The sequence below is a fragment of the Streptomyces sp. NPDC052020 genome (assembly GCF_040680575.1).
In the GTDB taxonomy this organism is placed as follows: Bacteria; Actinomycetota; Actinomycetes; order Streptomycetales; family Streptomycetaceae; genus Streptomyces.
The window spans coordinates 164630-186199 of the sequence record NZ_JBFAWY010000007.1; the positions used below are offsets into that span (position 1 = coordinate 164630).

General features: G+C 73.4%; 18 protein-coding genes, 1 pseudogene and 1 riboswitch. Of the genes and pseudogenes, 9 read left to right on the forward strand and 10 right to left on the reverse strand.

From position 1 onward, the window contains the following. Nucleotides 1-173: 173 nt before the first annotated feature. A complete protein-coding gene (locus AB0L74_RS09610) occupies nt 174-644 on the reverse strand; it encodes a nuclease-related domain-containing protein (RefSeq protein WP_365647898.1) in 471 nt (156 codons plus the stop codon). A gap of 623 nt (nt 645-1267) precedes the next feature. On the opposite strand from AB0L74_RS09610, the gene rlmN reads away from it, so the two are divergent. From rlmN to AB0L74_RS09635, 5 genes are all read left to right on the forward strand, one after another. After that, the gene (gene rlmN / locus AB0L74_RS09615) at nt 1268-2374 is read left to right on the forward strand and encodes a 23S rRNA (adenine(2503)-C(2))-methyltransferase RlmN (RefSeq protein ID WP_365647901.1); all 1107 of its coding nucleotides are present in this window, start codon (nt 1268-1270) and stop codon (nt 2372-2374) included. A 39-nt stretch (nt 2375-2413) separates the two neighbouring features. Continuing rightward, nucleotides 2414-2519, forward strand: a riboswitch (TPP riboswitch). Between the two features lie 79 nt (nt 2520-2598). Continuing rightward, nucleotides 2599-3675 carry a thiamine ABC transporter substrate-binding protein gene (locus tag AB0L74_RS09620; protein WP_365647904.1) on the forward strand — a complete coding sequence of 359 codons (1077 nt, stop codon included), beginning with the start codon at nt 2599-2601 and terminating at the stop codon, nt 3673-3675. Beyond that, nucleotides 3651-5321 (forward strand): iron ABC transporter permease, encoded by a 1671-nt coding sequence (locus AB0L74_RS09625; RefSeq protein ID WP_365647907.1) that lies wholly within the window; start codon nt 3651-3653, stop codon nt 5319-5321. Before AB0L74_RS09620 ends, AB0L74_RS09625 begins: the two co-directional genes overlap by 25 nt. 2 nt (nt 5322-5323) lie before the next feature. After that, nucleotides 5324-6343, forward strand: coding sequence for an ABC transporter ATP-binding protein (locus tag AB0L74_RS09630; RefSeq protein WP_365647910.1), 1020 nt, complete (start codon nt 5324-5326; stop codon nt 6341-6343). Nucleotides 6344-6367: 24 nt separating this feature from the next. Then, nucleotides 6368-7168 (forward strand): maleylpyruvate isomerase family mycothiol-dependent enzyme, encoded by an 801-nt coding sequence (locus AB0L74_RS09635; RefSeq protein ID WP_365647912.1) that lies wholly within the window; start codon nt 6368-6370, stop codon nt 7166-7168. A gap of 48 nt (nt 7169-7216) precedes the next feature. Here AB0L74_RS09635 and AB0L74_RS09640 read toward each other — a convergent pair whose 3' ends face one another. The 7 genes from AB0L74_RS09640 to AB0L74_RS09670 form a co-directional block, all read right to left on the reverse strand. Further along, nucleotides 7217-7939 (reverse strand): LAETG motif-containing sortase-dependent surface protein, encoded by a 723-nt coding sequence (locus AB0L74_RS09640; RefSeq protein ID WP_365647915.1) that lies wholly within the window; start codon nt 7937-7939, stop codon nt 7217-7219. Between the two features lie 157 nt (nt 7940-8096). Further along, complete coding sequence (locus AB0L74_RS09645) at nt 8097-9233, reverse strand: Rossmann fold nucleotide-binding protein (protein WP_365647918.1); 1137 nt, start codon at nt 9231-9233, stop codon at nt 8097-8099. 47 nt (nt 9234-9280) lie between these two features. Beyond that, entirely contained in the window at nt 9281-9688 is a 408-nt protein-coding gene (locus AB0L74_RS09650; RefSeq protein ID WP_365647920.1) for a VOC family protein, read from the reverse strand. Nucleotides 9689-9820: 132 nt separating this feature from the next. Continuing rightward, the gene (locus tag AB0L74_RS09655) at nt 9821-11227 is read right to left on the reverse strand and encodes a hypothetical protein (RefSeq protein ID WP_365647923.1); all 1407 of its coding nucleotides are present in this window, start codon (nt 11225-11227) and stop codon (nt 9821-9823) included. Then, nucleotides 11209-11961 carry an ATP-binding cassette domain-containing protein gene (locus AB0L74_RS09660; protein WP_365647926.1) on the reverse strand — a complete coding sequence of 251 codons (753 nt, stop codon included), beginning with the start codon at nt 11959-11961 and terminating at the stop codon, nt 11209-11211. The genes AB0L74_RS09655 and AB0L74_RS09660 overlap by 19 nt, the downstream gene beginning before the upstream one ends. Before the next feature lie 213 nt (nt 11962-12174). After that, on the reverse strand, nt 12175-13548 hold the full coding sequence (locus tag AB0L74_RS09665; RefSeq protein ID WP_365647929.1) for an aspartate aminotransferase family protein: 1374 nt from the start codon (nt 13546-13548) through the stop codon (nt 12175-12177). Between the two features lie 2 nt (nt 13549-13550). Beyond that, a complete protein-coding gene (locus AB0L74_RS09670) occupies nt 13551-14102 on the reverse strand; it encodes an Lrp/AsnC family transcriptional regulator (RefSeq protein WP_365647932.1) in 552 nt (183 codons plus the stop codon). 166 nt (nt 14103-14268) lie between these two features. On the opposite strand from AB0L74_RS09670, the gene AB0L74_RS09675 reads away from it, so the two are divergent. After that, nucleotides 14269-15717 carry a gamma-aminobutyraldehyde dehydrogenase gene (locus AB0L74_RS09675; protein WP_365647935.1) on the forward strand — a complete coding sequence of 483 codons (1449 nt, stop codon included), beginning with the start codon at nt 14269-14271 and terminating at the stop codon, nt 15715-15717. A 178-nt stretch (nt 15718-15895) separates the two neighbouring features. Here the strand turns inward: AB0L74_RS09675 and AB0L74_RS09680 are convergent. After that, a pseudogene (locus AB0L74_RS09680) lies at nt 15896-17047 on the reverse strand (serine hydrolase domain-containing protein); the annotation flags it as partial. A 361-nt stretch (nt 17048-17408) separates the two neighbouring features. Between AB0L74_RS09680 and AB0L74_RS09685 the strand changes: the two are divergent. From AB0L74_RS09685 to AB0L74_RS09695, 3 genes are read left to right on the forward strand one after another with little or no spacing between them, the layout of a single operon-like run. Further along, nucleotides 17409-18377 carry a hypothetical protein gene (locus tag AB0L74_RS09685; RefSeq protein WP_365647938.1) on the forward strand — a complete coding sequence of 323 codons (969 nt, stop codon included), beginning with the start codon at nt 17409-17411 and terminating at the stop codon, nt 18375-18377. A 40-nt stretch (nt 18378-18417) separates the two neighbouring features. Further along, entirely contained in the window at nt 18418-19107 is a 690-nt protein-coding gene (locus tag AB0L74_RS09690) for a hypothetical protein (RefSeq protein ID WP_365647940.1), read from the forward strand. After that, a complete protein-coding gene (locus AB0L74_RS09695) occupies nt 19079-19984 on the forward strand; it encodes an inositol monophosphatase (protein ID WP_365647943.1) in 906 nt (301 codons plus the stop codon). The genes AB0L74_RS09690 and AB0L74_RS09695 overlap by 29 nt, the downstream gene beginning before the upstream one ends. Nucleotides 19985-20188: 204 nt before the next feature. On the opposite strand, the gene AB0L74_RS09700 is transcribed toward AB0L74_RS09695, so the two are convergent. Next, nucleotides 20189-21496: an SLC13 family permease gene (locus AB0L74_RS09700; protein WP_365648184.1), complete on the reverse strand. Its 1308-nt coding sequence runs from the start codon at nt 21494-21496 to the stop codon at nt 20189-20191. Nucleotides 21497-21570: the final 74 nt, after the last annotated feature.

Sequence of the window (21570 nt, forward strand, 5' to 3'; positions counted from 1 at the left end):
GGACCTCTGCCGGCTCGCGGCGGACCCCCGAGCCACACCCCGGCTGGCAGGGACATCGGACCCTCTCGAAGTCCTACGTCAGACCTACCGCGTCGACCGACTGTTGAGCGGCGCGATCGAGGAAGCTCTGATCGCGGCAGCCCCAGGTACTCGGCTATGGCATCGGAGTCTGATCAGCGGCCCCATGTCCGCGCGTCCCGCGCCACGCTGTAGACATGCGCCACCTGGCCGGCCGATAGCTCGGGCGTCAGCCCCGAGAGGACTCGCTCCAGGTGCTCCACATCGAGGACGAGCACCGGCGGGTTCGTGTTCTTGACCTTGAGCTTCGCCGCGTGCACCACGGAGATCACCGGGCGGACCCGGACAACGAGCCCGCAGCGGCGGGACAAGGCGCGCGATACTCGGCGCGCTTCCGACTGGCTCACCGCGATGTGGCGCTGCGCCACCCCGTTCACCGTGATGGCCGCATCGCCGTACCAGACGGACTTGCCGCGGTGCCGTTTGGAATTGATGGAGAAGACGCCGGCGGGACCGATGGCGAGATGGTCGATGTCGGCGCCGCTGGTCCACTGAATGGCGTGGAGCGTGTACCAGCCGCGCCCGCGCAGCCTGTCCAGCCGCCGGCCGGTGACGCGCTCTCCCACCAGCCCATCCGACCAGCTACGAATCTCCGACCGAGGAGACCAGCGTCCCACCAGTCTCAGCAGTGGGTTCGGCTGTAACTCCAGGATCTTGCGCCGTACCGCGTCGCCCGGACGGTTCCTCGCCAAGTCGCCTGCCAGTGGCTGCACCCTGCCCCCTCGTGTGCGCGTCGCTGCAAGACCACCACGGAGGCTCACCGAGGCCAAGACCCGTATCGGCCAGGAGCTGTTACAGCTTTGTCCGCCTCGTCAAGCCGGAAGTCCCACAGCCGTACGGCAACCAAGCGAGGACCAAGAGGTCGATGACGAGCAGTGCGATGCTGACCCCGCTTCGCAGGCCGGTCGGCGGCTCGCTCACGTGCTCCGCGCCTCCCACGGTTCCGCTTGAAGGCGGCCATCGGCCGACCGGCACGCGCCCCAGCATGGTGGGCCCGTCGGTGTTTCACATGAGCACGTGTACTCAGATGCTCCCGCTCCTGCCCTGACTGAGAGCCGGCGAGTGATCTCCGCCGGCCGTCTCCGGGCCGTCCGGGGCCGTCCACGGCGACCGGCGACGGCTACTACCGACAGCCGTAGCGAGTGACGCCCGCGGGTCACCCAAGTGGATCTGCGACACTGGTAACGCCATGCCTAAGCCCGGAGAACTCACTTTCGTCGCCCCGCGCGGAGCCAAGAAGCCGCCGCGGCACCTTGCCGACCTCACGCCCGCCGAGCGCAAGGAGGCCGTCGCCGCGATCGGCGAGAAGCCGTTTCGCGCCAAGCAGCTCTCGCAGCACTACTTCGCGCGGTACGCGCACGAGCCGGAGCAGTGGACCGACATCCCGGCCGGCTCCCGCGGCAAGCTCCGGGAGGCGCTGCTGCCGGAGCTGATGACGGTGGTGCGGCACCTGTCGACCGACCAGGGGACCACCCGCAAGACGCTGTGGCGGCTGTTCGACGGCACCCTCGTCGAGTCGGTGCTCATGCGCTACCCGGACCGGGTGACCATGTGCATCAGCTCGCAGGCGGGCTGCGGCATGAACTGCCCGTTCTGCGCCACCGGACAGGCCGGCCTGGACCGGAACCTGTCCACCGCGGAGATCGTGCACCAGATCGTGGACGGCATGCGGGCCCTCAGGGACGGCGAGGTGCCGGGCGGTCCGGCCCGGCTGTCCAACATCGTCTTCATGGGCATGGGCGAGCCGCTCGCCAACTACAACCGGGTCGTCGGGGCCATCCGCAGGCTCACCGACCCCGAGCCCGACGGGGTGGGCCTGTCGCAGCGCGGCATCACCGTCTCGACGGTGGGCCTGGTCCCGGCCATCCACCGCTTCGCCGACGAGGGCTTCAAGTGCCGTCTGGCGATCTCGCTGCACGCGCCCGACGACGAGCTGCGCGACACCCTCGTCCCCGTGAACACGCGGTGGAAGGTGCGCGAGGTGCTGGACGCCGGGTTCGAGTACGCCGCGAAGTCCGGCCGGCGGCTCTCCATCGAGTACGCGCTGATCCGGGACATCAACGACCAGGCGTGGCGCGGTGACCGGCTCGGCCGGCTGCTCAAGGGCAAGCCGGTGCACGTCAACCTGATCCCGCTCAACCCGACGCCCGGCTCGAAGTGGACCGCCTCGCGGCCCGAGGACGAGAAGGCGTTCGTGGAGGCGATCGCCGCCCATGGTGTGCCGGTCACCATCCGGGACACCCGTGGGCAGGAGATCGACGGGGCGTGCGGACAGCTCGCCGCGAGCGAACGGTAACCTGACCACCGTAAGAACGCACACCATCACCACATCCGCATATTCCGACAGGGGAGCGCCACAGCGCTGAGAGTGCGGCACCGGCCGCAGACCCTCCGAACCTGGCCCAGGTCATTCTGGGTAGGGAGATCGGTCATCACTCGAGCTGTTGCGCCCTGCCCGGGGCACCTTCCAGGGGGTCTGGGCAGGGCCGCGTCTCTTCCTGGTCACCCAGGAGGACATCAGTGGGCATCACCAAGAAGGCCGCGATCCTGGCCGTGGGACTCGGCCTGGTCACGCTCTCGGCGTGCGGGTCGTCCGGCGGTGGCGGGGAATCCGGCGACCCGAAGACCGTGACGCTGGTCAGCCATGACTCGTGGGCCGCGTCGAAGGACGTGATCGCCGCCTTCGAGAAGGAGTCCGGTTACCGGGTCAGGGTCCTCAAGGACGGCGACGCGGGCCAGGCCGTGAACAAGGCGATCCTGACCAAGGACAACCCGCAGGGCGACGTCTTCTTCGGCGTCGACAACACCCTGCTGTCGCGGGCGCTGGACAACGGGCTCTTCCAGCCGTACGAGCCGAAGGACGCCGACCGGATCGGGCCGGAGTACCGGGCCGACGGGGAACGGCACCGGGTCACCCCCATCGACACCGGTGACATCTGCGTCAACTACGACAAGGAGTGGTTCGGCGAGCACAGGCTCACCCCGCCCGCCTCCTTCGACGACCTGATCAAGCCGGAGTACAAGAACCTCCTGGTCACCGAGAACGCCGCCACCTCCTCGCCCGGCCTCGGCTTCCTCCTCGGCACCGCCGCCCGCTACGGCGACGGCTGGCCGGAGTACTGGAAGAAGCTGAAGGCCAACGGCGTCAAGGTGGTCGACGGCTGGGAGCAGGCCTACAACGAGGAGTTCTCCGGCTCCGCCGCCGGCAAGAAGGCCAAGGCCGACCGCCCGCTGGTCGTGTCGTACGCCTCCTCGCCGCCCGCCGAGGTGATCTACGCCGACCCCCGGCCCGACACGGCGCCCACGGGCATCGCCTCCAACACCTGCTTCCGCCAGGTGGAGTACGCCGGACTGCTGAGCAACGCCGAGAACCCCGAGGGCGGCAAGGCGCTGCTGGACTTCCTGATCGGCAAGCGGTTCCAGGACGACCTGCCGCTGAACATGTTCGTCTACCCGGTGCGGGACGACGCGAAGGTGCCGGAGGACTTCGCGAAGTTCGGGCCGCAGGCGAAGAACCCGCAGACCATGGACCCGGACGAGATCGCCGACCACCGTGACGAGTGGGTCAAGTCGTGGACCTCGCTCGTTCTGAAGTAGCCGCCCGCGGGCGGCGGCGCCAGGCCGCGGCGCGGCTCGCGCTCATGGCCGGGCCCGTCGCGTTCTTCGCGGTCTTCTTCGCCTATCCCGTCGTCGCGATCGTCGGGCGGGGGCTGAAGGACGGCGACGGCTGGCACCTCGGGCGGATCGGCCAGGTGCTGGCGGACTCCGGCGTCCGGCACGTGCTGTGGTTCACCACCTGGCAGGCGCTGGTCTCCACCGCGCTGACCCTGCTGGTCGCGCTGCCCGGCGCGTACGTCTTCGCCCGCCTGGACTTCCCCGGCAAAAAGGTGCTGCGGGCCGTGGTGACCGTGCCGTTCGTGCTGCCGACGGTCGTCGTCGGGACCGCCTTCCTCGCGCTGGTCGGGCGGGGCGGGCTGCTGGACGAGCTGTGGGGCGTACGGCTGGACACCACCGTGTGGGCGATCCTGCTCGCCCACGTCTTCTTCAACTACGCCGTCGTCGTCCGCACCGTCGGCGGGCTGTGGGCGCAGCTCGACCCGCGGCAGGAGGAGGCGGCGCGGATGCTCGGCGCCTCGCGCACGGCGGCCTGGCGCACGGTCACCCTGCCCGCGCTGGCGCCCGCCGTGGCCGCCGCCGCGCTGATGGTGTTCCTGTTCACCTTCACCTCCTTCGGCGTCGTCCAGATCCTCGGCGGGCCCGCCTTCGCCACCCTGGAGGTGGAGATCTACCGGCAGACCGCCGACGTCTTCGACCTGTCGACGGCCGCCGTGCTGACGATGATCCAGTTCGTCGCGGTCGGCGCGATCCTCGCCGTGCACGCCCGGACCGTACGGCGGCGGGAGACCGCGCTGCGGCTGGTGGACGCCTCCCTGACCGCGCGCCGGCCGCGCGGGGCGGGACAGTGGGCGCTGCTCGCCGGTGTCCTCGTCACCGTAGCCGTGTTGCTGGTGCTGCCGCTCGCGGTGCTGGTCGAGCGGTCGCTGGACGCGCCCGGCTTCGCCTCGTACCGGGCGCTGACCAGCGCGGACAGCGGCGTCTTCCTGGTCCCCCCGATCGAGGCGATCGGCACCTCCCTCCAGTACGCCGTCGCCGCCACCGCCATCGCCGTGGTGATCGGCGGCCTCGCCGCGACCGCGCTCACCCGGCGGGACGCGGGCCGCCTCGTACGCGGGTTCGACGCGCTGCTGATGCTGCCCCTCGGGGTGTCGGCGGTGACCGTCGGCTTCGGTTTCCTGATCGCGCTGGACGAACCGCCGCTAGACCTCAGAAGCTCCTGGATCCTGGTGCCGCTCGCGCAGGCCCTGGTCGGCGTCCCCTTCGTGGTGCGGACCATGCTGCCGGTGCTGCGGGCGGTGGACCCCCGGCTGCGGGAGGCCGCCGCGGTGCTCGGCGCGTCCCCGTGGCGGGTGTGGCGCGAGGTCGATCTGCCGCTGGTGCGGCGGGCGCTGCTGGTCGCCGCCGGGTTCGCCTTCGCGGTGTCGCTGGGCGAGTTCGGGGCGACCGTGTTCATCGCCCGGCCCGACAACCCGACGCTGCCGGTCGCGGTGGCACGGCTGCTGGGACGGCCGGGCGAGACCAACTACGGGCAGGCGATGGCCCTGTCGACGATTCTGATGGTGGTGTGCGCGGTGGCCCTGCTGGTGCTGGAGCGGCTGCGGACCGACCGGACCGGGGAGTTCTAGGGATGCTGCTCAGCCTTCGGGGCGCGACCGTCCGCTTCGGCGGGCGGGCCGTGCTGGACGCCGTCGACCTCGAGGTCGCCGAGCACGAGACCGTGTGCGTGCTCGGGCCGAGCGGCAGCGGCAAGTCGACGCTGCTGCGGGCGGTCGCCGGACTCCAGCCGCTGGACGCCGGGGCGGTCCTGCTCGGCGGGCGGGACCAGGCGGGCGTGCCCGCGCACCGGCGCGAGGTGGGGCTGATGTTCCAGGACCACCAGCTGTTCCCGCAGCGGGACGTGGGCGGCAACGTCGCCTTCGGGTTGCGCGCCCGCGGAGTGCCGCGCGCGGAACAGAGCGATCGCGTACGGGAGTTGCTGGAACTGGTCGGCCTGCCGGGGGCCGCCCGGCGGGCCGTCGCCGCACTGTCCGGCGGGGAGCAGCAGCGGGTGGCGCTGGCCCGGGCACTGGCCCCCCGGCCGCGCCTGCTGATGCTGGACGAGCCGCTCGGCCAGCTCGACCGCTCGCTGCGGGAGCGGCTCGTCGTCGAGCTGCGGGAGCTGTTCGGCCGGCTGGGCACCACGGTGCTCGCCGTGACGCACGACCAGGGCGAGGCGTTCGCGCTCGCCGACCGGGTGGTGGTGATGCGGGAGGGGCGGATCGCCCAGTCGGGGACGCCCCTGGAGGTGTGGCAGCGGCCCGCCGACGCGTTCGTGGCCCGCTTCCTCGGCTTCGAGAACGTCGTGGAGGCGACCGTCACCGGGCAGGCCGCGGACACCCCCTGGGGCAAGGTGCCGGTTCCCGGGGACGCCCCGCAGGGGGCGCGCACCCTGCTGGTGCGGCCCGCGGGCGTGCGTCTGGTGCCCCCCGGCGAGGGGCTGCGCTGCACGGTCGCCGCGCGCACCTTCCGGGGTACCCATGTCGCCGTCCGGCTCCAGCCGGGGGACGCGCCCTCGCTGGAGGCCGCGTGCGCGCTGCGGGCGGCGCCGGAGGTCGGGGCGGAGGCCGGGGTGGAGTTCGACCCGGCCGACATCGTGGTGCTCGGCTGACCGGACCGCCGTAGGGTGCGGGGCATGACACTCCTTGCCCACGACCGCTACTGCGACGAAATCACCGAACAGGTACGGAAGTTCAGAGACCTGATCACTTCCGGCGCCGACCTGTCCGCGACCGTGCCGACCTGTCCCGACTGGACGCTGGAGGAGCTGATACGGCACACCGGCGGGGCCCTGCGCTGGGTGGAGCTGCTGGTGCGCACCCGGGCGGGGGAGGAGATCCCCGTGGAGCGGGTGCCCGGGGGCGACGGGCCGCCGGCCCGGGGGGACGCCGCGGCGCTGGACGCGTGGCTGGCCGAGTCCGGCGAGGCGGTGGTCGCCGCGCTGCGGGAGGCCGGGCCCGACGTGAAGGTGTGGACCTGGGGCGCGACGCACACCACCGGGTTCTGGGCCCGCCGGATGACCCATGAACTGGTCGTCCACCGGGCCGACGCGGTGCTGGCCGCCGGCCACCCGTTCGAGGTCGCGCCCGAGGTGGCCGCCGACGCGATCGACGAGTGGCTGGAGATCGTACGGTTCATGCAGCGGGTGCTGCCGGAAGGCGCCTCGGTGCGGGAGCTGCGCGGCCCCGGGCGCAGTATCCATCTCCACGCCACCGACACCGCGCCCGAGCTGGACGCCGAGTGGCTGATCGAGCTGACCGGGGACGGTGTCGCCTGGCGGCGCGGCCACGAGAAGGCGACCGTCGCGCTCCGCGGGCCGCTGACCCCCCTCCTGCTCGCCTTCTACCGCAGGCTGCCCGTGGAGACGCCGGGGCTGGAGGTGCTCGGCGAGCGGGAGCTGCTGGACCTCTGGCTGGAGCGGGCCAGCTTCGGATGAGGGTGCGGCCCGCCCCCGGTCCGGGGGCGGGCCGCACGGCGCGGTGCGTCAGCGGTCGCTTTTCGCCCCGCGGCGGCGCATGCCGAGGAACACCGCACCGCCGCCGATCACGACCAGGGCGGCGGCGATACCGGCGATCAGGCCGGTACGGGAGCCGGCGCCGGTCTCGGCGAGGCCGGCCTCACCGGCCGGGGACGGCGCGCTGCCCGCGCCCCCGGCCGGAGCTGTGCTCTCGCTGACGGAGGCGGACGGGGACGACGGGGCCGGGGCGCCGGTCTCCCCGGCCGGGGCGGAGGTGCTCTCCGACGGCGTCGGCGTCGGCGTGGGCGCCGGGGCCGGAGACTGAGGCGCCGCGCAGGCGGTGGCGGGGGTCACGAGGTGCGGCTCGATGTCCTCGTCGACGTACCCCGCGGCCTTGACGTGGACGCGGTACCGGGCGTTCGGCTTCCAGTCCTCGGCGAAGACGATGGTGGTGCCCTCACGGGACCCCTTGACGACCTGCTCGCCGACCTTCACATCGGCGCCGTCGCCGTGCAGGAAGACGGCGACGGTGGCCGGGACGCCGGAGGGGTCCGCGTCGGTGACGGTGATGACGCCCTTGCCGCCGTCGCACGTCGCGGCGGCGGAGAACTCGCTGATGTCACAGGCCAGCGCGGTGCCGGCGGCGCCGGCGACGAGGGCGGCGGAGGCGGCGGCGACACCGAGGGCGCGCACGGGACGTATGACGCCGCGGCGGGACGCCGGGCGGCTGAGGAAAGACAGGACTGCCACGTTGGTCCTTACGGGATGCGTGGATGCGGGGGGTGGGCAGGGCACCGGGGCATCGCCGACGCGACATCAGTGCCCCCAGCAGACCCACAGGTCTACGAGTACTGCTCCAGCAGTGTCAACGCATCCGTCCCGCAAGGGAGTTGGCTTTGCCCTCTTATTAACCGCCGAGGCGTTTCAGCGCCGCGGGGGCCTCCTCGATCCGGTCGACCAGGGCGATCCGGGCCTCCATCGGCCGTTCCCGGGCGAGCGATGCCAGCAGCGGCCACGCCGGCAGCCGCTCCGTCCAGTGCGCCCGGTCCACCAGCACCATGGGCGTGGGCTCGCCCCGCGAGCCGTAGTAGTTCGGCGTCGCGTTGTCGAACACCTCCTGTACGGTCCCGGCGGCGCCCGGCAGGAACACCACCCCCGCGGTGCAGCGGGCCAGCAGGCCGTCCTCGCGGGTGGCGTTGGAGAAGTACTTGGCGATGTGCTCGGCGAACGCGTTCGGCGGTTCGTGGCCGTAGAACCAGGTCGGGAGGGCGACCGAGGCACCGCCGCGCGGCCAGCGCTCGCGCACCTCGAACGCCGCCCGCGCCCAGTCGGTGACCGACGGCGCGAACGAGGGGGCCTTGGCGAGCAGACTCAGGGCGTCCCCCAGCATCCCGTCGTCGAACGGGGCCGCGTAGGCGCCGAGGTTGGCCGCCTCCATCGCGCCCGGGCCGCCGCCCGTGGCCACCGTGAAGCCCGCCCGGGCCAGTTCGCGGCCCAGCCGCGCGGCGCCCGCGTACTCCCGGGAGCCGCGCGCCATCGCGTGGCCGCCCATCACGCCCACCACCCGGGCACCGGCGAGGAGTTCGTCGAGGGCGTCGGAGACGGAGTCGTCGTGGACCGCGCGCAGCATGGAGGCGAACACGTCCCCGTCCGCCTTCGTCGCCTGGAACCAGGCGTACGCGCGCGCGTCGGGCGTCGCCTCGTACCCCTCGCCGAGGCGGGCGTACAGCTCGCCGGGTGCGTAGAGGTGCCCGCGGTAGGGGTCGAAGGGCAGGCCGGGTATCGGCGGGAAGACCAGGGCGCCGGCGGCGCGCACCCGGGCCGCCGCCTCCGGGTCCATCGGGCAGCCGAGGAAGACGGCGCCCGCGGCGTCGACGCGGAGCAGGACGTCCGTACGCTCCGTCAGGTCGACGGCCTGGACGCGGTAGCGGGACAGGGTGCCGTGCGCGGAGACCACCTCGTCGAACTCGGCGAGGGTCTCGATCTCCCGGTCGTGGGCGGCGCGGGGCGGCTGGGCGGGCGGCTGGGCGGGTGTCGGATGCACCCGCCCATGCTAGGAGAGGCCTGTGTCAGCGCCAGGAGAGGCCAGTGTCAGCCCTGGACGGCGGCCGGGTCCATCCACACGACCTCCCAGGTGTGGCCGTCGAGGTCCTCGAAGGCGCGGCCGTACATGAAGCCGTGGTCCTGCGTCTCGCCGGTGACCGAGCCGCCGGCCGCCACCGCCTTCTCCACCATCTCGTCGACCTTCTCGCGGCTCTCGGCGCTCAGCGCCAGCAGCACCTCGCTGTTCTTCTTCGAGTCCACGATCTCCTTCTTCGTGAACACGGCGTACTTCTCCCGGGTGTGCAGCAGCGTGACGATGGTGTCGCTGAGCGGGATCGACGCGGTGGAGTCGTCGCTGAACTGGGGGTTGATCGTGTAGCCCAGCTCGGTGAAGAACTTCTTCGAGGCGTCGAGGTCGTCGGTGGCCAGGTTCACGAAGATCATCTGCTGGTACATCCGGGTCTCTCCCTTTGGAATCACGGTGGCGTCATGCCGTTCGCAGGGGTAGACCGGGGGCCCGGGCGGAACTCATCGCCGATCCGGAGAATTCCTCGATCTTTTTTTCGGCGGCGGGTGACGGCCCGTCGTTCACGGACGGGCCAGCGGAAGCGCCGCCAGCTCGGCCACGAGCAGGGTCAGCGGGGCGAACAGCGCCAGCAGGGCGGCGGCGCGCAGGACGGCGGCGGTGCGCAGCATCGTGCCGGGTGCCCCGAGGCGCCGCAGCGCGGCCGCGGTGTCCGCGCGGGCCTGCCTGGCCTCGACGGCCTTGGTGAGCAGCGTGGCCACGGTGCAGCCAGCCACCATCAGGGCGCCGAGGGTCCCGAGCGGCCCGAAGTCCGGTGGCCCGGCGGACAGGGCCGCCGCCGCGTACGCCGCCGACGCCACCGCGCACACCACGCCGAGAGGGCGGCCGACGCGGCCCGCCTCCTCCATCAGCATCCGGCCGGCCAGCAGGCGCAGGGCGCCCGGGTGACCGGACTGCAGCAGGCGGCCGCACAGGTGGGTCAGGCCGGGCCCGGCCAGGGCCAGTCCGAGGGCGGTCAGGACCCAGCCGGCCAGGACACCGGCCGCCGGGGCGGCGGTGTCGGGGGCGGTGCGGCTCGCGTAGGTCTCCACGGCGAGGCCCGCGGCGAGCAGGGTGACGCCCCAGGGCAGGACGGCTGCCGCCTGGCGGGGGGCGGGGGGGCCGGCCGCGGCGTCCGCCGCCGGCGGGTCGCCGTCCGCCGGGGTGACCGGCGCCCGTACGCCGGGCGCCGCCGCTTCCCGCGCGGCCGCCCCCGGCGCGCTGGCCGTCACCGCCGCCCCGGGAACGGAGGCCGCCGGGTCCCCGGCGATGACGGCGGCGAGCGTACGAGGGCCCGCGGCCCCGCCCGCCCCGCGATGGGCGCCGAACCGCCCGTACGCCCCGAAGGTCTCGCGCGCCGCGCCGAACCCGTAGGCGCCGAAGCGGCCGTACCGGCGGGCCCTGGCCGGGCCGGGACGGGGATCGCGGGGGCGCAGTGCCAGCGCGACCGCCGCCGACGCGGTCGCCGGGACGAGCGCCAGCAGGGTCAGGGCCGCCGGGAGGGGCAGGGGCCGGCCGGCGGCGAGGACGTCACCGCCGTCGCCGTCGAGGGGCGGGCCGCCGAGGTCGCCGCGCAGATGGAAGAAGTACAGCAGCGCCAGCACCGAGCCCAGGGAGCAGGACAGGGCCGTGGACATCGCCGAGATCGCCATGAGGCGGCCGGGCCCCAGGCCGATCGCCGACAGGCCCGGGCGGGGGCGGGTGCCGGGGTCGGTGCGGGCGACGGCCAGGGCGAAGTACACCGTGGCGGCCAGCGGCGCCGCGCACCAGGCCAGGCGGGACAGGGAGGCGGCGGGGGAGCCCGGGTGGCTCAGCGCGTGGCCGAGGGCGCACAGCAGCAGGAAGCCCGTGCCCGCCGAGGCCGCCGTCACCAGCAGGCGGCGCAGCTGGACGGCGAGGTGGGCGGCGCGGCTCAGACGGAGAGCGAGCACGCGGCCCGGCCTTCCGTCGCGGCGGTGGGGTCGGGGGCGGGCGGCAGGTGCACGGTGTCCACCGGCCGGCCGTCGAGCAGCGGCACGGTGCGGTCGGCCACGGCCGCGGTCTGCGGATCGTGCGTGGCGAGGACGACCGTGAGGCCGTGCGAACGGGCGGCCGTGGTCAGGGTGCGCAGGACCTGGGCGCGGTCGGCGCGGTGCAGCGGTGCCGTCGGCTCGTCGGCGAAGAGGACCGCGGGCGCGACGGCGAGGGCGCGGGCGATGCACACCCGCTGCCGCTCGGCCTGGTGCAGCTCCCGCGGGTGGCTGCGGGCCCGGTCGCCGACGTCGAGGCGCTCCAGCCACTCCAGGGCGGCGCTCTTGGCCCGGCGCCGGGCGGTGCCGCGCAGCATCAGCGGCAGGGCCGCGTTCTCCCACACGGTCAGCTCGGGGACGAGCACCGGTGCCGGGTCGATCCAGGCGAAATGGTTGCGGCGCAGCCGTTCCCGGCGCAGCGGGCCCAGCGAGTGCAGCGGCACGCCGGTGCACCAGACCTCGCCGCTGCGCGGGCGTACCAGGCCGGACAGGCAGCGCAGCAGTGTGGTCTTGCCGCTGCCGCGCGGGCCGCTCACCGCCAGGATCTCGCCCTGCCGGACGCCGAGCGAGACGCCGCAGAGCGCGGGCGAGCCGTCGTGGTGCTGGAAGTGCAGGGCGCGTGCCCAGAGCACGTCGTTCTCCGGCGGGGCCACCATGGCGTACACCTCGGTTCGGATCGAGAAATGCCGTGCGCTGTCGCGAAATCCCCCGTCCGGGGGAACGACGGCAGGGCCGATCGGTCACTGGGCACGCTAGGCAGGACGGGCGGGCAGGCCGGACAGCACGCGGCCCCGGGCGCCCGTTTCTCACTCGAACGGACGGCACCGGGGCCGCAGCCGATCCTCCTAGATGAAGATCGCGAAGCCTGATCAGAGCTTCGTCCACGCCTCCGACAGGGTGGCGCGCAGGATCTGCTCGATCTCGTCGAAGGTCCCCTGGTCGGAGATCAGCGGCGGGGCGAGCTGGACGACCGGGTCACCGCGGTCGTCGGCGCGGCAGTACAGGCCGTTGTCGAAGAGCGCCTTGGAGAGGAAGCCGTACAGGACGCGCTCGGTCTCCTCGTCGTTGAAGGTCTCCTTGGTGTTCTTGTCCTTGACCAGCTCGATGCCGTAGAAGTAGCCGTTGCCGCGGACGTCGCCGACGATCGGCAGGTCGTACAGCCTCTCCAGCGTGGAGCGGAACGCCGCCTCGTTGTCCAGCACGTGCTGGTTGAGGTTCTCCCGCTCGAACAGGTCGAGGTTGGCCAGGGCCACGGCCGCCGACACCGGGTGGCCGCCGAAGGTGTAGCCGTGCAGGAAGGTGTTGTCGCCCTTGTAGAACGGCTCGGCCAGGCGGTCGGAGATGATGCAGGCGCCGATCGGGGAGTAGCCCGAGGTCATGCCCTTGGCGCAGGTGATCATGTCCGGGACGTAGCCGAACTTGTCGCAGGCGAACGTGGTGCCCAGGCGGCCGAAGGCGCAGATGACCTCGTCGGACACGAGCAGGACGTCGTACTGGTCGCAGATCTCGCGCACGCGCTGGAAGTAGCCGGGCGGCGGCGGGAAGCAGCCGCCGGCGTTCTGGACCGGTTCCAGGAAGACGGCCGCGACCGTGTCCGGGCCCTCGAAGAGGATCTGCTGCTCGATCTGGTCGGCGGCCCAGCGGCCGAAGGCCTCGGGGTCGTCGCCGAAGAGCGGGGCGCGGTAGATGTTGGTGTTCGGGACCTTGTGCGCGCCCGGCACCAGCGGCTCGAAGGGGGCCTTCAGGCCCGGCAGGCCGGTGATGGACAGGGCGCCCTGCGGGGTGCCGTGGTAGGCGACCGCGCGGGATATGACCTTGTGCTTGGTGGGCTTGCCGACCAGCTTGAAGTACTGCTTGGCCAGCTTCCAGGCGGTCTCCACCGCCTCGCCGCCGCCGGTGGTGAAGAAGACCTTGTTCAGGTCGCCGGGGGCCTCGCCCGCCAGGCGCTCGGCGAGCTCGACGGCCTTGGGGTGGGCGTAGGACCAGATCGGGAAGAAGGCGAGCTCCTGCGCCTGCTTCAGCGCGGTCTCGGCGAGCTCGGTGCGGCCGTGGCCCGCCTGGACCACGAACAGGCCGGCGAGACCGTCGAGGTAGCGCTTGCCCTGGTCGTCGTAGATGTAGGTGCCCTCGCCCCGGACGATGGTCGGAACGGGGGAGTTCTCGTACGAGGACATGCGGGTGAAGTGCATCCACAGGTGGTCGTACGCGGACTTGCTGAGGTCCTTGGGATGGGCGGTGCTCACGGCTATCGGGTTCCCCACATGTAGGTCTGCTTCTTGAGCTTGAGGTAGACGAAGCTCTCGGTGGAGCGCACTCCGGGGACGGCCCGGATGCGGCGGTTGATGACCTCCAGCAGGTGGTCGTCGTCCTCGCAGACGATCTCCACCATCAGGTCGAAGGAGCCGGCGGTCATCACGACGTACTCGCACTCGGGCATGGCGGTCAGCGCGTCGGCCACGGACTCCACGTCGCCCTCGACGTTGATCCCGACCATCGCCTGCCGGCGGAAGCCCACGGTCAGCGGGTCCGTCACGGCGACGATCTGCATCACGCCCTGGTCGAGCAGCTTCTGGACGCGCTGGCGCACGGCCGCCTCGGACAGGCCGACGGCCTTGCCGATGGCGGCGTACGGCCGGCGGCCGTCCTGCTGGAGCTGCTCGATGATGGCGAGGGAGACGGCGTCCAGGTGCGGCGAGCTGCCGTTCCTGGATTCACGGTGGGGCTCGCGGACGGACTCGCGGGAGTCCCGGGAGTCCCTGGGGTCTGCGCTTCGACTGGCCACCACCTCACTGTGCACGACGTCTCGACAGTTTTGCAAGGCGACAGTGATGTATTTCGTTGTTTGAGGTGTCCAAGCCTGCGGATTTCGCAATCCGGAGGGGAGCGGGGGTGTTGAAAACGTGGGGCCACGGACTAGGGTGGGTGTCTCAGTGATTGGACACCCCGAACTTGGAGGGCCGGCAGTGAGCACCGAGCTGGGACGGCTGCGCAAGCTCCGTAACTACGTCGACGGTGAGTTCCGGGACGCCGCCGACGGACGGACCACCGAGGTGGTCAACCCCGCCACGGGCGAGGCGTACGCGACCGCGCCCCTGTCCGGGCAGACGGACGTGGACGCCGCGATGGCGGCCGCCGCGGCGGCCTTCCCGGGCTGGCGCGACACGACCCCGGCCGAGCGGCAGAAGGCCCTCCTGAAGATCGCGGACGCGTTCGAGGAGCGCGCCGAGGAACTGATCGCGGCGGAGGTGGAGAACACGGGCAAGCCCATCGGGCTGGTCCGCTCCGAGGAGATCCCGCCGATGGTCGACCAGATCCGCTTCTTCGCGGGCGCGGCCCGGATGCTGGAGGGCCGCTCGGCCGGCGAGTACATGGAGGGCCTCACCTCCATCATCCGCCGCGAGCCGGTCGGCGTCTGCGCGCAGGTCGCGCCGTGGAACTACCCGATGATGATGGCCGTGTGGAAGTTCGCCCCGGCGATCGCGGCGGGCAACACCGTGGTGCTCAAGCCCTCGGACACCACCCCCGCCTCCACGGTCCTGATGGCCGAGATCATCGGCTCGATCCTTCCCAAGGGCGTCTTCAACGTCATCTGCGGCGACCGCGACACCGGCCGGACGATGGTCGAGCACCCGACTCCGGCGATGGCCTCCATCACCGGTTCCGTGCGGGCCGGCATGTCGGTCGCCGAGTCCGCCTCCAAGGACCTCAAGCGGGTCCACCTGGAGCTGGGCGGCAAGGCCCCGGTCGTCGTCTTCGAGGACACCGACATCGCCAAGGCCGTCGAGGACATCTCCATGGCGGGCTTCTTCAACGCCGGCCAGGACTGCACGGCCGCCACCCGCGTCCTGGTCCAGGAGTCCATCCACGACGAGTTCGTGGCCGCGCTGGCGAAGGCCGCCTCCGAGACCAAGACCGGCATGCCCGACGACGAGGACGTGCTGTACGGCCCGCTCAACAACCCCAACCAGCTCAAGCAGGTGGCCGGCTTCATCGAGCGGCTGCCCGCCCACGCCAAGGTCGAGGCGGGCGGCCAGCGGGTCGGCGACAAGGGCTACTTCTACGCGCCGACCGTCGTCTCGGGCCTGAAGCAGGACGACGAGATCATCCAGAACGAGGTCTTCGGCCCCGTCATCACCGTCCAGTCCTTCACGGACGAGGACCAGGCCGTGGAGTACGCCAACGGCGTCGAGTACGCCCTCGCCTCCTCGGTGTGGACCAAGGACCACGGCCGCGCCATGCGGATGTCCAAGAAGCTCGACTTCGGCTGCGTGTGGATCAACACCCACATCCCGCTGGTCGCCGAGATGCCGCACGGCGGCTTCAAGAAGTCCGGCTACGGCAAGGACCTGTCGGCGTACGGCTTCGAGGACTACACCCGCGTCAAGCACGTCATGACGTCGCTGGACGCGTGAGCCCGCGGCGGTAGCGCCCCCGCCCCGCGGCCCCGGACGGGACTTCCGTCCGGGGCCGCGGTGTCGCCGTGCCGCCGGGCGCCGGGGGCCGGGGGCACGGCGTCCCGCCCGTGCGCGACGGAGGGCCGCGGGGCGCGGGCGGCCCGGGGGCGTGCGCGGCGCGGTCGCGGCCGGGCCAGCGCAGGGCGGCCGCGACGATCCGCTCGGCGTCCGGATTCATCGTCTCGGCTTTGGCGTCGGTCGCGGTGACCGAGTAGACGAGGGTGCGGCCCAGGTCGCGGGAGGCGGCGATCGCGGTGCTGTAGCCGGGCCGGGCGCCCGACTTGCCCCAGTAGACCTCGCCCTCGTGCGTGAAGCGCTGGAGCCCCGCGCTGTACGTGGCCCCCTCCACGTGCGGGACCCGGAACATCTCCCGCAGTTGCGGCCCGGGCACGATCCGGCCCCGGAAGAGCGCGGTGACCAGGCGCTCCAGATCGGCCGTCGTCGAGATCACGTCACCGGCCGCCCACCGGTCGGCGACGTTCCAGTCGGTGACGTCGACGAACCGCGCCGTGCCGTCCGGCCGCGGTACCGCCTGGTAGCCGCGGTGGTGCGGGCCCTGGATCACGGGGTCGGAGCCCGGAAAGTACGTGTCCCGCATGCCGGCGGGGCGCAGCACGAGCCGTGCGGCCTCGGCGGCGTACGTCCGTCCCGTCACCTTCTCGATCAGCAGGCCGAGGATCGTGTAGTTGATGTTCAGATAGTGCTGACGCCCGCCGGGGCGGAATTCCGGGCCCTTCGCCACCGCCGACGCCACCACCTGACGGGGCGTCAGTGCGTCGAAGCGGTGGGAGTACTGCTCCTCGAAGGAGTCCCCGAAGCCGTCGCCCGGCCGGATGCCGCTGGTGTGGTTGAGCAGCTGCCGCACGGTGACCGGCCGGAAGTCCCGGGTGAGCAGTCCGGGCAGGTAGCGCCGCACGGGCGTGCCGAGGTCCACCCTCCCCTCCGCCGCGAGCCGCAGCACGACGGCGGCCGTCACGACTTTCGTCGTCGACCCGGCCCGGAAGCGGGCGACCGGGTCCGCCGGCCGGCCGCTGGTCCGGTCCCGCACGCCCGCGCTGCCGTGCCAGGCGCCGCGGGTGCCGCCGACCCGGACCAGCGCCGAGGTGGCCGCGTCGTCGGGGAGTCCGGTGAGCGCGGCGCGCAGGGCCGCCTCGTCCGGTCCGGCCGTGCGGGCGGCGGGCGGTGCGGTGGCCGCCCGCTCCGGGGAGGCGAACGCCGGTACGGCCGGCGGCCCGGCGCCGAGCGCCAGGACGAGGCAGGCGGCGAGGACGGAGGGACGGGTGCGCATCTGCTGCCCAAAGGGGCGGGTGGTGGGTGCCGCCCCATCATTCGGGCACCGCGCCTCGCCGCGGATCATCACCGGGGAGGGCGCGGGCCCTGAACCGCACCGGACCAACTGGCCGACGCGGTAGGGGAGTTCTGGGGGATGGCCCCTACGGGCGGGAGCGGGCCGCGGTGCCGGCCGCGGGCGGCGCCCGCCCGGTGCCGGAGGGCCGGGGGAGGAGCGGATCGCCGTCCGCGCGCGCCGGCGGGCGGCGCGGCACCCGGCGAGGCACCCTCCGCGCGCGCCGGCGGCCGGTGAGGCAGAGGCACCGTGGCCCCCGTGTGCCGTTGCTCCTACGATGAAGGCCGCCGTCGGGAGGGGAGACGTGACCCGCAGCAGCAGACCGCAGCCGTCCGGGCGCCGGCTGGAGGACAGGATCGCCTGGGCGGTCCGGAACGCGGACGGTGTCGTCGCCATAGGGCTCGCCCTGGTCGTGGGCCTGCTCGACCTCCTGGACGACGACCTCGACGACAACATCGTCTCCGGCGCCACCCTCCTCGTCCTGGCCGCCCTGGTCTACGGGTCGCTGACCGAGCGCCGGCGCCGCCTGGCCGACATCCGGACCGCGACCGAGGGGACGGGCCGGGCCATCGAGGACCTGTCGATGGTGCGCAGCCTGTCCGGCCCGGAGATCGCGCTGGCCCACGAGAAGGCCCGCCGGGACACCTCCCGCTGGGTGTTCAAGGGCGGCACCGGCACCTATCTGCGCGCCGTCACCCTGCCGGAGTGCGTCCTGGAGGCCCAGCGGCAGCGCCGCTCCCTCAGCATGAAGATCGACATCGTCAACCCGGCCGACGACCGGGTGTGCGAGGCGTACGCCCGGTTCCGGCGCACCTTCGGCTACCGCAACGAGGCCGGCCCGTTCACGGAGTGGACCACCGAGCGCACCCGCAAGGAGGCGTACGCCACGGTGGTCGCCGCCGCCTGGCACCGGCAGCGGCTGGACACCCTGGAGGTCGACGTCCACCTCTCCTCGGTGGCGCCGACCCTGCGCTTCGACCTCTCCGACACCTGCCTGATCATCACCCAGGACGATCCGCGCCGGGTGAGCCTGTACGTGGAGCGGGGCCGCCCGCTGTACGACTACTACGTCACCGAGTTGCACCAGAGCCGCGAGCAGGCGGTCAAACTCGATCTGCGGGAGGCCACGCCCCTCGGCGACGAGCCGACCGTGGACGAGGTCCGACGGCTCCTCGACCGGCTCGCCCTGCCGCTGCCGGCGAGTTTCACCGACCGCGATGTCGGCGACATCATCGACAGGGCGCTGCGCGCGGAGGACCCCTACCGCAGATGAGCGGCGCGTCCGCGGCGACGACTCGGGGGGAGGGGGCGCGATGGACTACCCGGCCCTGGAACGGGCCGCCCGGCGGGAGGACGCCGCCGAGGTGATGCGGCACGCCGCGGCGGAACTGCGGCACATAGCGTCGGGGCACAGCCCCCTGCGCGCGGTGCGCCATCCCCTGGGCTTCGTCTGCCTGCCGCTCCTCAGGGACGGCCCGTACGGGGTCTGCGTCCACGTCTTCGGGGTCTCCGGGTCCGGCGAGCCGCCCGGGACGCCGCAGGACGGGCCGCCGGTGCCCGACGTCCACTCGCACAGCTGGGAACTGACCAGCACGGTGCTGTACGGGCGGCTCGGCAACCGGCGTATGAGGGTCCGCGAACGGGCCGAGGAGCCCACCCACCGGGTGTTCGAGGTGCACAGCGACCCCTCGGGGGTGGACGAAGTACGGCCGACCAGGCGGCTGGTGTCGTGTCTGCCCGGCGCGGAGCAGACGAGCGTACGCGGCCAGACGTACGCCCTGCCCGCCGGTGAGTTCCACACCACCGTGGTGCCCGGCGGCCACCCCACGGCCACCTTGGTGCTGGGGCGGACGGTCCCCGGCCGGGCGGACCTCTCCCTGGGCCCGTTACAGGCCCCGGGGCACCGCATGGTCCGCCGGATGTGCGACGCGACGCAGACCGCCCGGATCGCGCGGGCCGTCCTCAGGAGGATGCATGAGCCCGGACCCGAACCACCCGGCTGACCCTTCGGCCGGCTACGCCCGCGAACACCGCACGGCGGTGGCCGCCGCCGAGGAGGCCGGGGCGCTGCTGCGCTCGCGGATCCCGGACGGTTTCGCCGCCCGGCCCAAGGGCGGACTCGGCGACGTCGTCACCGACCTGGACCTGATGGCGGAACGCCTCGCGGTCAGCCGGATCCGCGACCGGTTCCCCCACGACCGGATCCTCGCCGAGGAGACCGGGGAACACCACGGTGACGGCGGCGGCCGCACCTGGCTGGTGGATCCGCTCGACGGCAGCAACAACGTCGTGATCGGGCTGCCCGTCTACGTCGTGGGCGTCGCCCTGTGCGTCGACGAGGCGCCGGTGGTCGGCGTGGTCCACGATCCCGTGGCCGGGCGGACCTGGTCGGCGGTGCGCGGCGGCGGCGCACACGGCCCGCACGGCGCGCTCGCCGGGGGCCGGGGCGGCCGCCCCCTGCCGCCGGCGGGGCCGCTGCTGGCCTGGACCCAGGGGCACGCGGTGTGCCGCGACGACCCGGCGGCGCGCACGCTGCGGCACACCCTGGAGGCCCGGTCCAGGCGGCTGCTCCAGCTGTGGGCGCCGCTGGTGGCCTGGGCCATGCTGGCCCGGGGGGACATCGACGGGTTCGTGGGCTACCGGGCGGAGGCGATCGACCTGCCGGCCGGGGCGCTGCTGGCCCGCGAGGCCGGAGTGGCCGTCCGGCACCTGGACGGCCGGGAGTTCGGCTGCGGCTTCAGCGGGCCGGACACCGACCGCTCCTTCGTCGCGGGGCGGCCGGAGGTGCTGCCGCACCTGCTGGAACTGGTGGCCCCGTGCCTGCCCGCGGACCCTCCCCGGCAGCCGCTCTCCCGGGCCGGGCGCGGCTCGTCGTCGTGACGGACGCCCGCGCCCCGCGCCGCGTCCGGGGGCGGCGGTCGCGGCCCGGAGCCGCCGTGGCCCGGAGACGCCGGCCGGCGGAAGCGGGGGCTGGTGCGGCCGGGGTTGGGCTACGCCCGGCGGGGGCCGGCGGGGCCGGGGATGAAGCGCCTTCCGGCGGGGACCGGTGTCGCGGTGGCGTCGCCGGGGGCAGGGGCCGGCCCGCTACCCGGTCAGCGCCAGGGCCGCCACCGACGCCGCCACGGCGGCCACGGCCAGCACCGCGCCGGTGCCCAGCAGCCGGGTGACCGGCACCCGCACCCCGTACGCGTGGCACCGCTCGTACCACAGCAGCGTCGCCAGCGAGGCCCACGGCGTCACCACGGGGCCCACGTTGGTGCCGATGAGCAGCGCCAGCAACTGGTCGTGGTTGCCCGGGGGCACGGCCGCCTCCCCGGCCAGGTAGACGGGGAGGTTGTTGAGGACGTTCGACAGCCCCGCGCCCACCCCGGCCGCCCGGAGCAGGCCCGGCAGGCCGCCGTCGTCGCCGACCGCGGCGGCCAGCAGCTCGTGCAGCCCGTTGGCGTTGACCGTCTCCACCACCAGGAACATCCCCGGCACCATCACCAGCAGCCGCCAGGGCACCAGCGACAGCCGCAGCTCCGACCGGCGGCGCACGGCGAAGGCGGCGACGGCGACGGCCGCCGCCGCCGCGGACGCCGTCCACAGCTCGACGTCGGCGACCAGGATCGCGACCAGGAACCCGGCGCAGGCCAGCGCGCAGGCCCGGAACAGCACCGGATCGGCGGGCCGGTGCGCCGGCGGCGTCCGGTAACGGTCACGGCTGCGCGCCCGCACGTCCTTGGGCGCGTCTTCCCGTACGTCCTCCGGACGGGCCGCGCCCGGTCCCGCGGGACCGGATCCCGTACGGCCCCGCGCGGCCCGTGCGGCGTCCCGCCCGGCCTCCCCGGCACCCTCCGTGCCCTCCCCGCGTCTCCCGCGCCGCCAGAAGAACACCCACAGACACACCATCGTCACCGCGATGGCCGCCAGCTGCGGTGCCCACATCCGGGCCGCCAGGCCCGCCGGGGACAGCGCCACCCGGTCCGCCGCCAGCAGATTGGTCAGGTTGGACACCGGCAGCAGCAGACTCGCCGTGTTGGCCAGCCACACCGTGGTCATCGCCAGCGGCACCACCGCGATGCCGACCCGCGAGGCGAGCGCCAGCATCACCGGCGTCAGCAGCACGGCGGTGGTGTCCAGGTTCAGGGCGATGGTGGTGACCGAGGCGAAGGCCACGCAGAGCAGGAACAGGGCCGCGTAACTGCCCCGCCCGGCCCGGGCCACGCGCGCCGCCACCACGTCGAACACCTCGGCCTTGCTGGTCAGTTCGGCCAGCACGATCACCGTGCCGAGAAACGCCAGCAGCGGGGCGATCCGCTCCATCGCGTCGCTCGCCGGCCCGGTCGGCAGCAACCCCGTGGCCAGGCACACCAGTCCCGTCACCAGCAGCCCGATCGCCAGCCGGTCCAGCACATGCAGACGCAGAAAGACACGCACGGATGGAAGGGTCGCACATCCGTGCACCGCTGTGGCCGGGGATGCGC

What these genes read in the sequence shown, in the direction of transcription:
- rlmN (WP_365647901.1), top strand. Translation starts at nt 1,268, where the DNA reads ATGCCTAAGCCCGGAGAACTCACTTTCGTCGCCCCGCGCGGAGCCAAG.
- AB0L74_RS09630 (WP_365647910.1), top strand. Translation starts at nt 5,324, where the DNA reads ATGCTGCTCAGCCTTCGGGGCGCGACCGTCCGCTTCGGCGGGCGGGCC.
- AB0L74_RS09635 (WP_365647912.1), top strand. Translation starts at nt 6,368, where the DNA reads ATGACACTCCTTGCCCACGACCGCTACTGCGACGAAATCACCGAACAG.
- AB0L74_RS09650 (WP_365647920.1), bottom strand. Translation starts at nt 9,688, where the DNA reads ATGTACCAGCAGATGATCTTCGTGAACCTGGCCACCGACGACCTCGAC.
- AB0L74_RS09660 (WP_365647926.1), bottom strand. Translation starts at nt 11,961, where the DNA reads ATGGTGGCCCCGCCGGAGAACGACGTGCTCTGGGCACGCGCCCTGCAC.
- AB0L74_RS09690 (WP_365647940.1), top strand. Translation starts at nt 18,418, where the DNA reads ATGGACTACCCGGCCCTGGAACGGGCCGCCCGGCGGGAGGACGCCGCC.
- AB0L74_RS09695 (WP_365647943.1), top strand. Translation starts at nt 19,079, where the DNA reads ATGAGCCCGGACCCGAACCACCCGGCTGACCCTTCGGCCGGCTACGCC.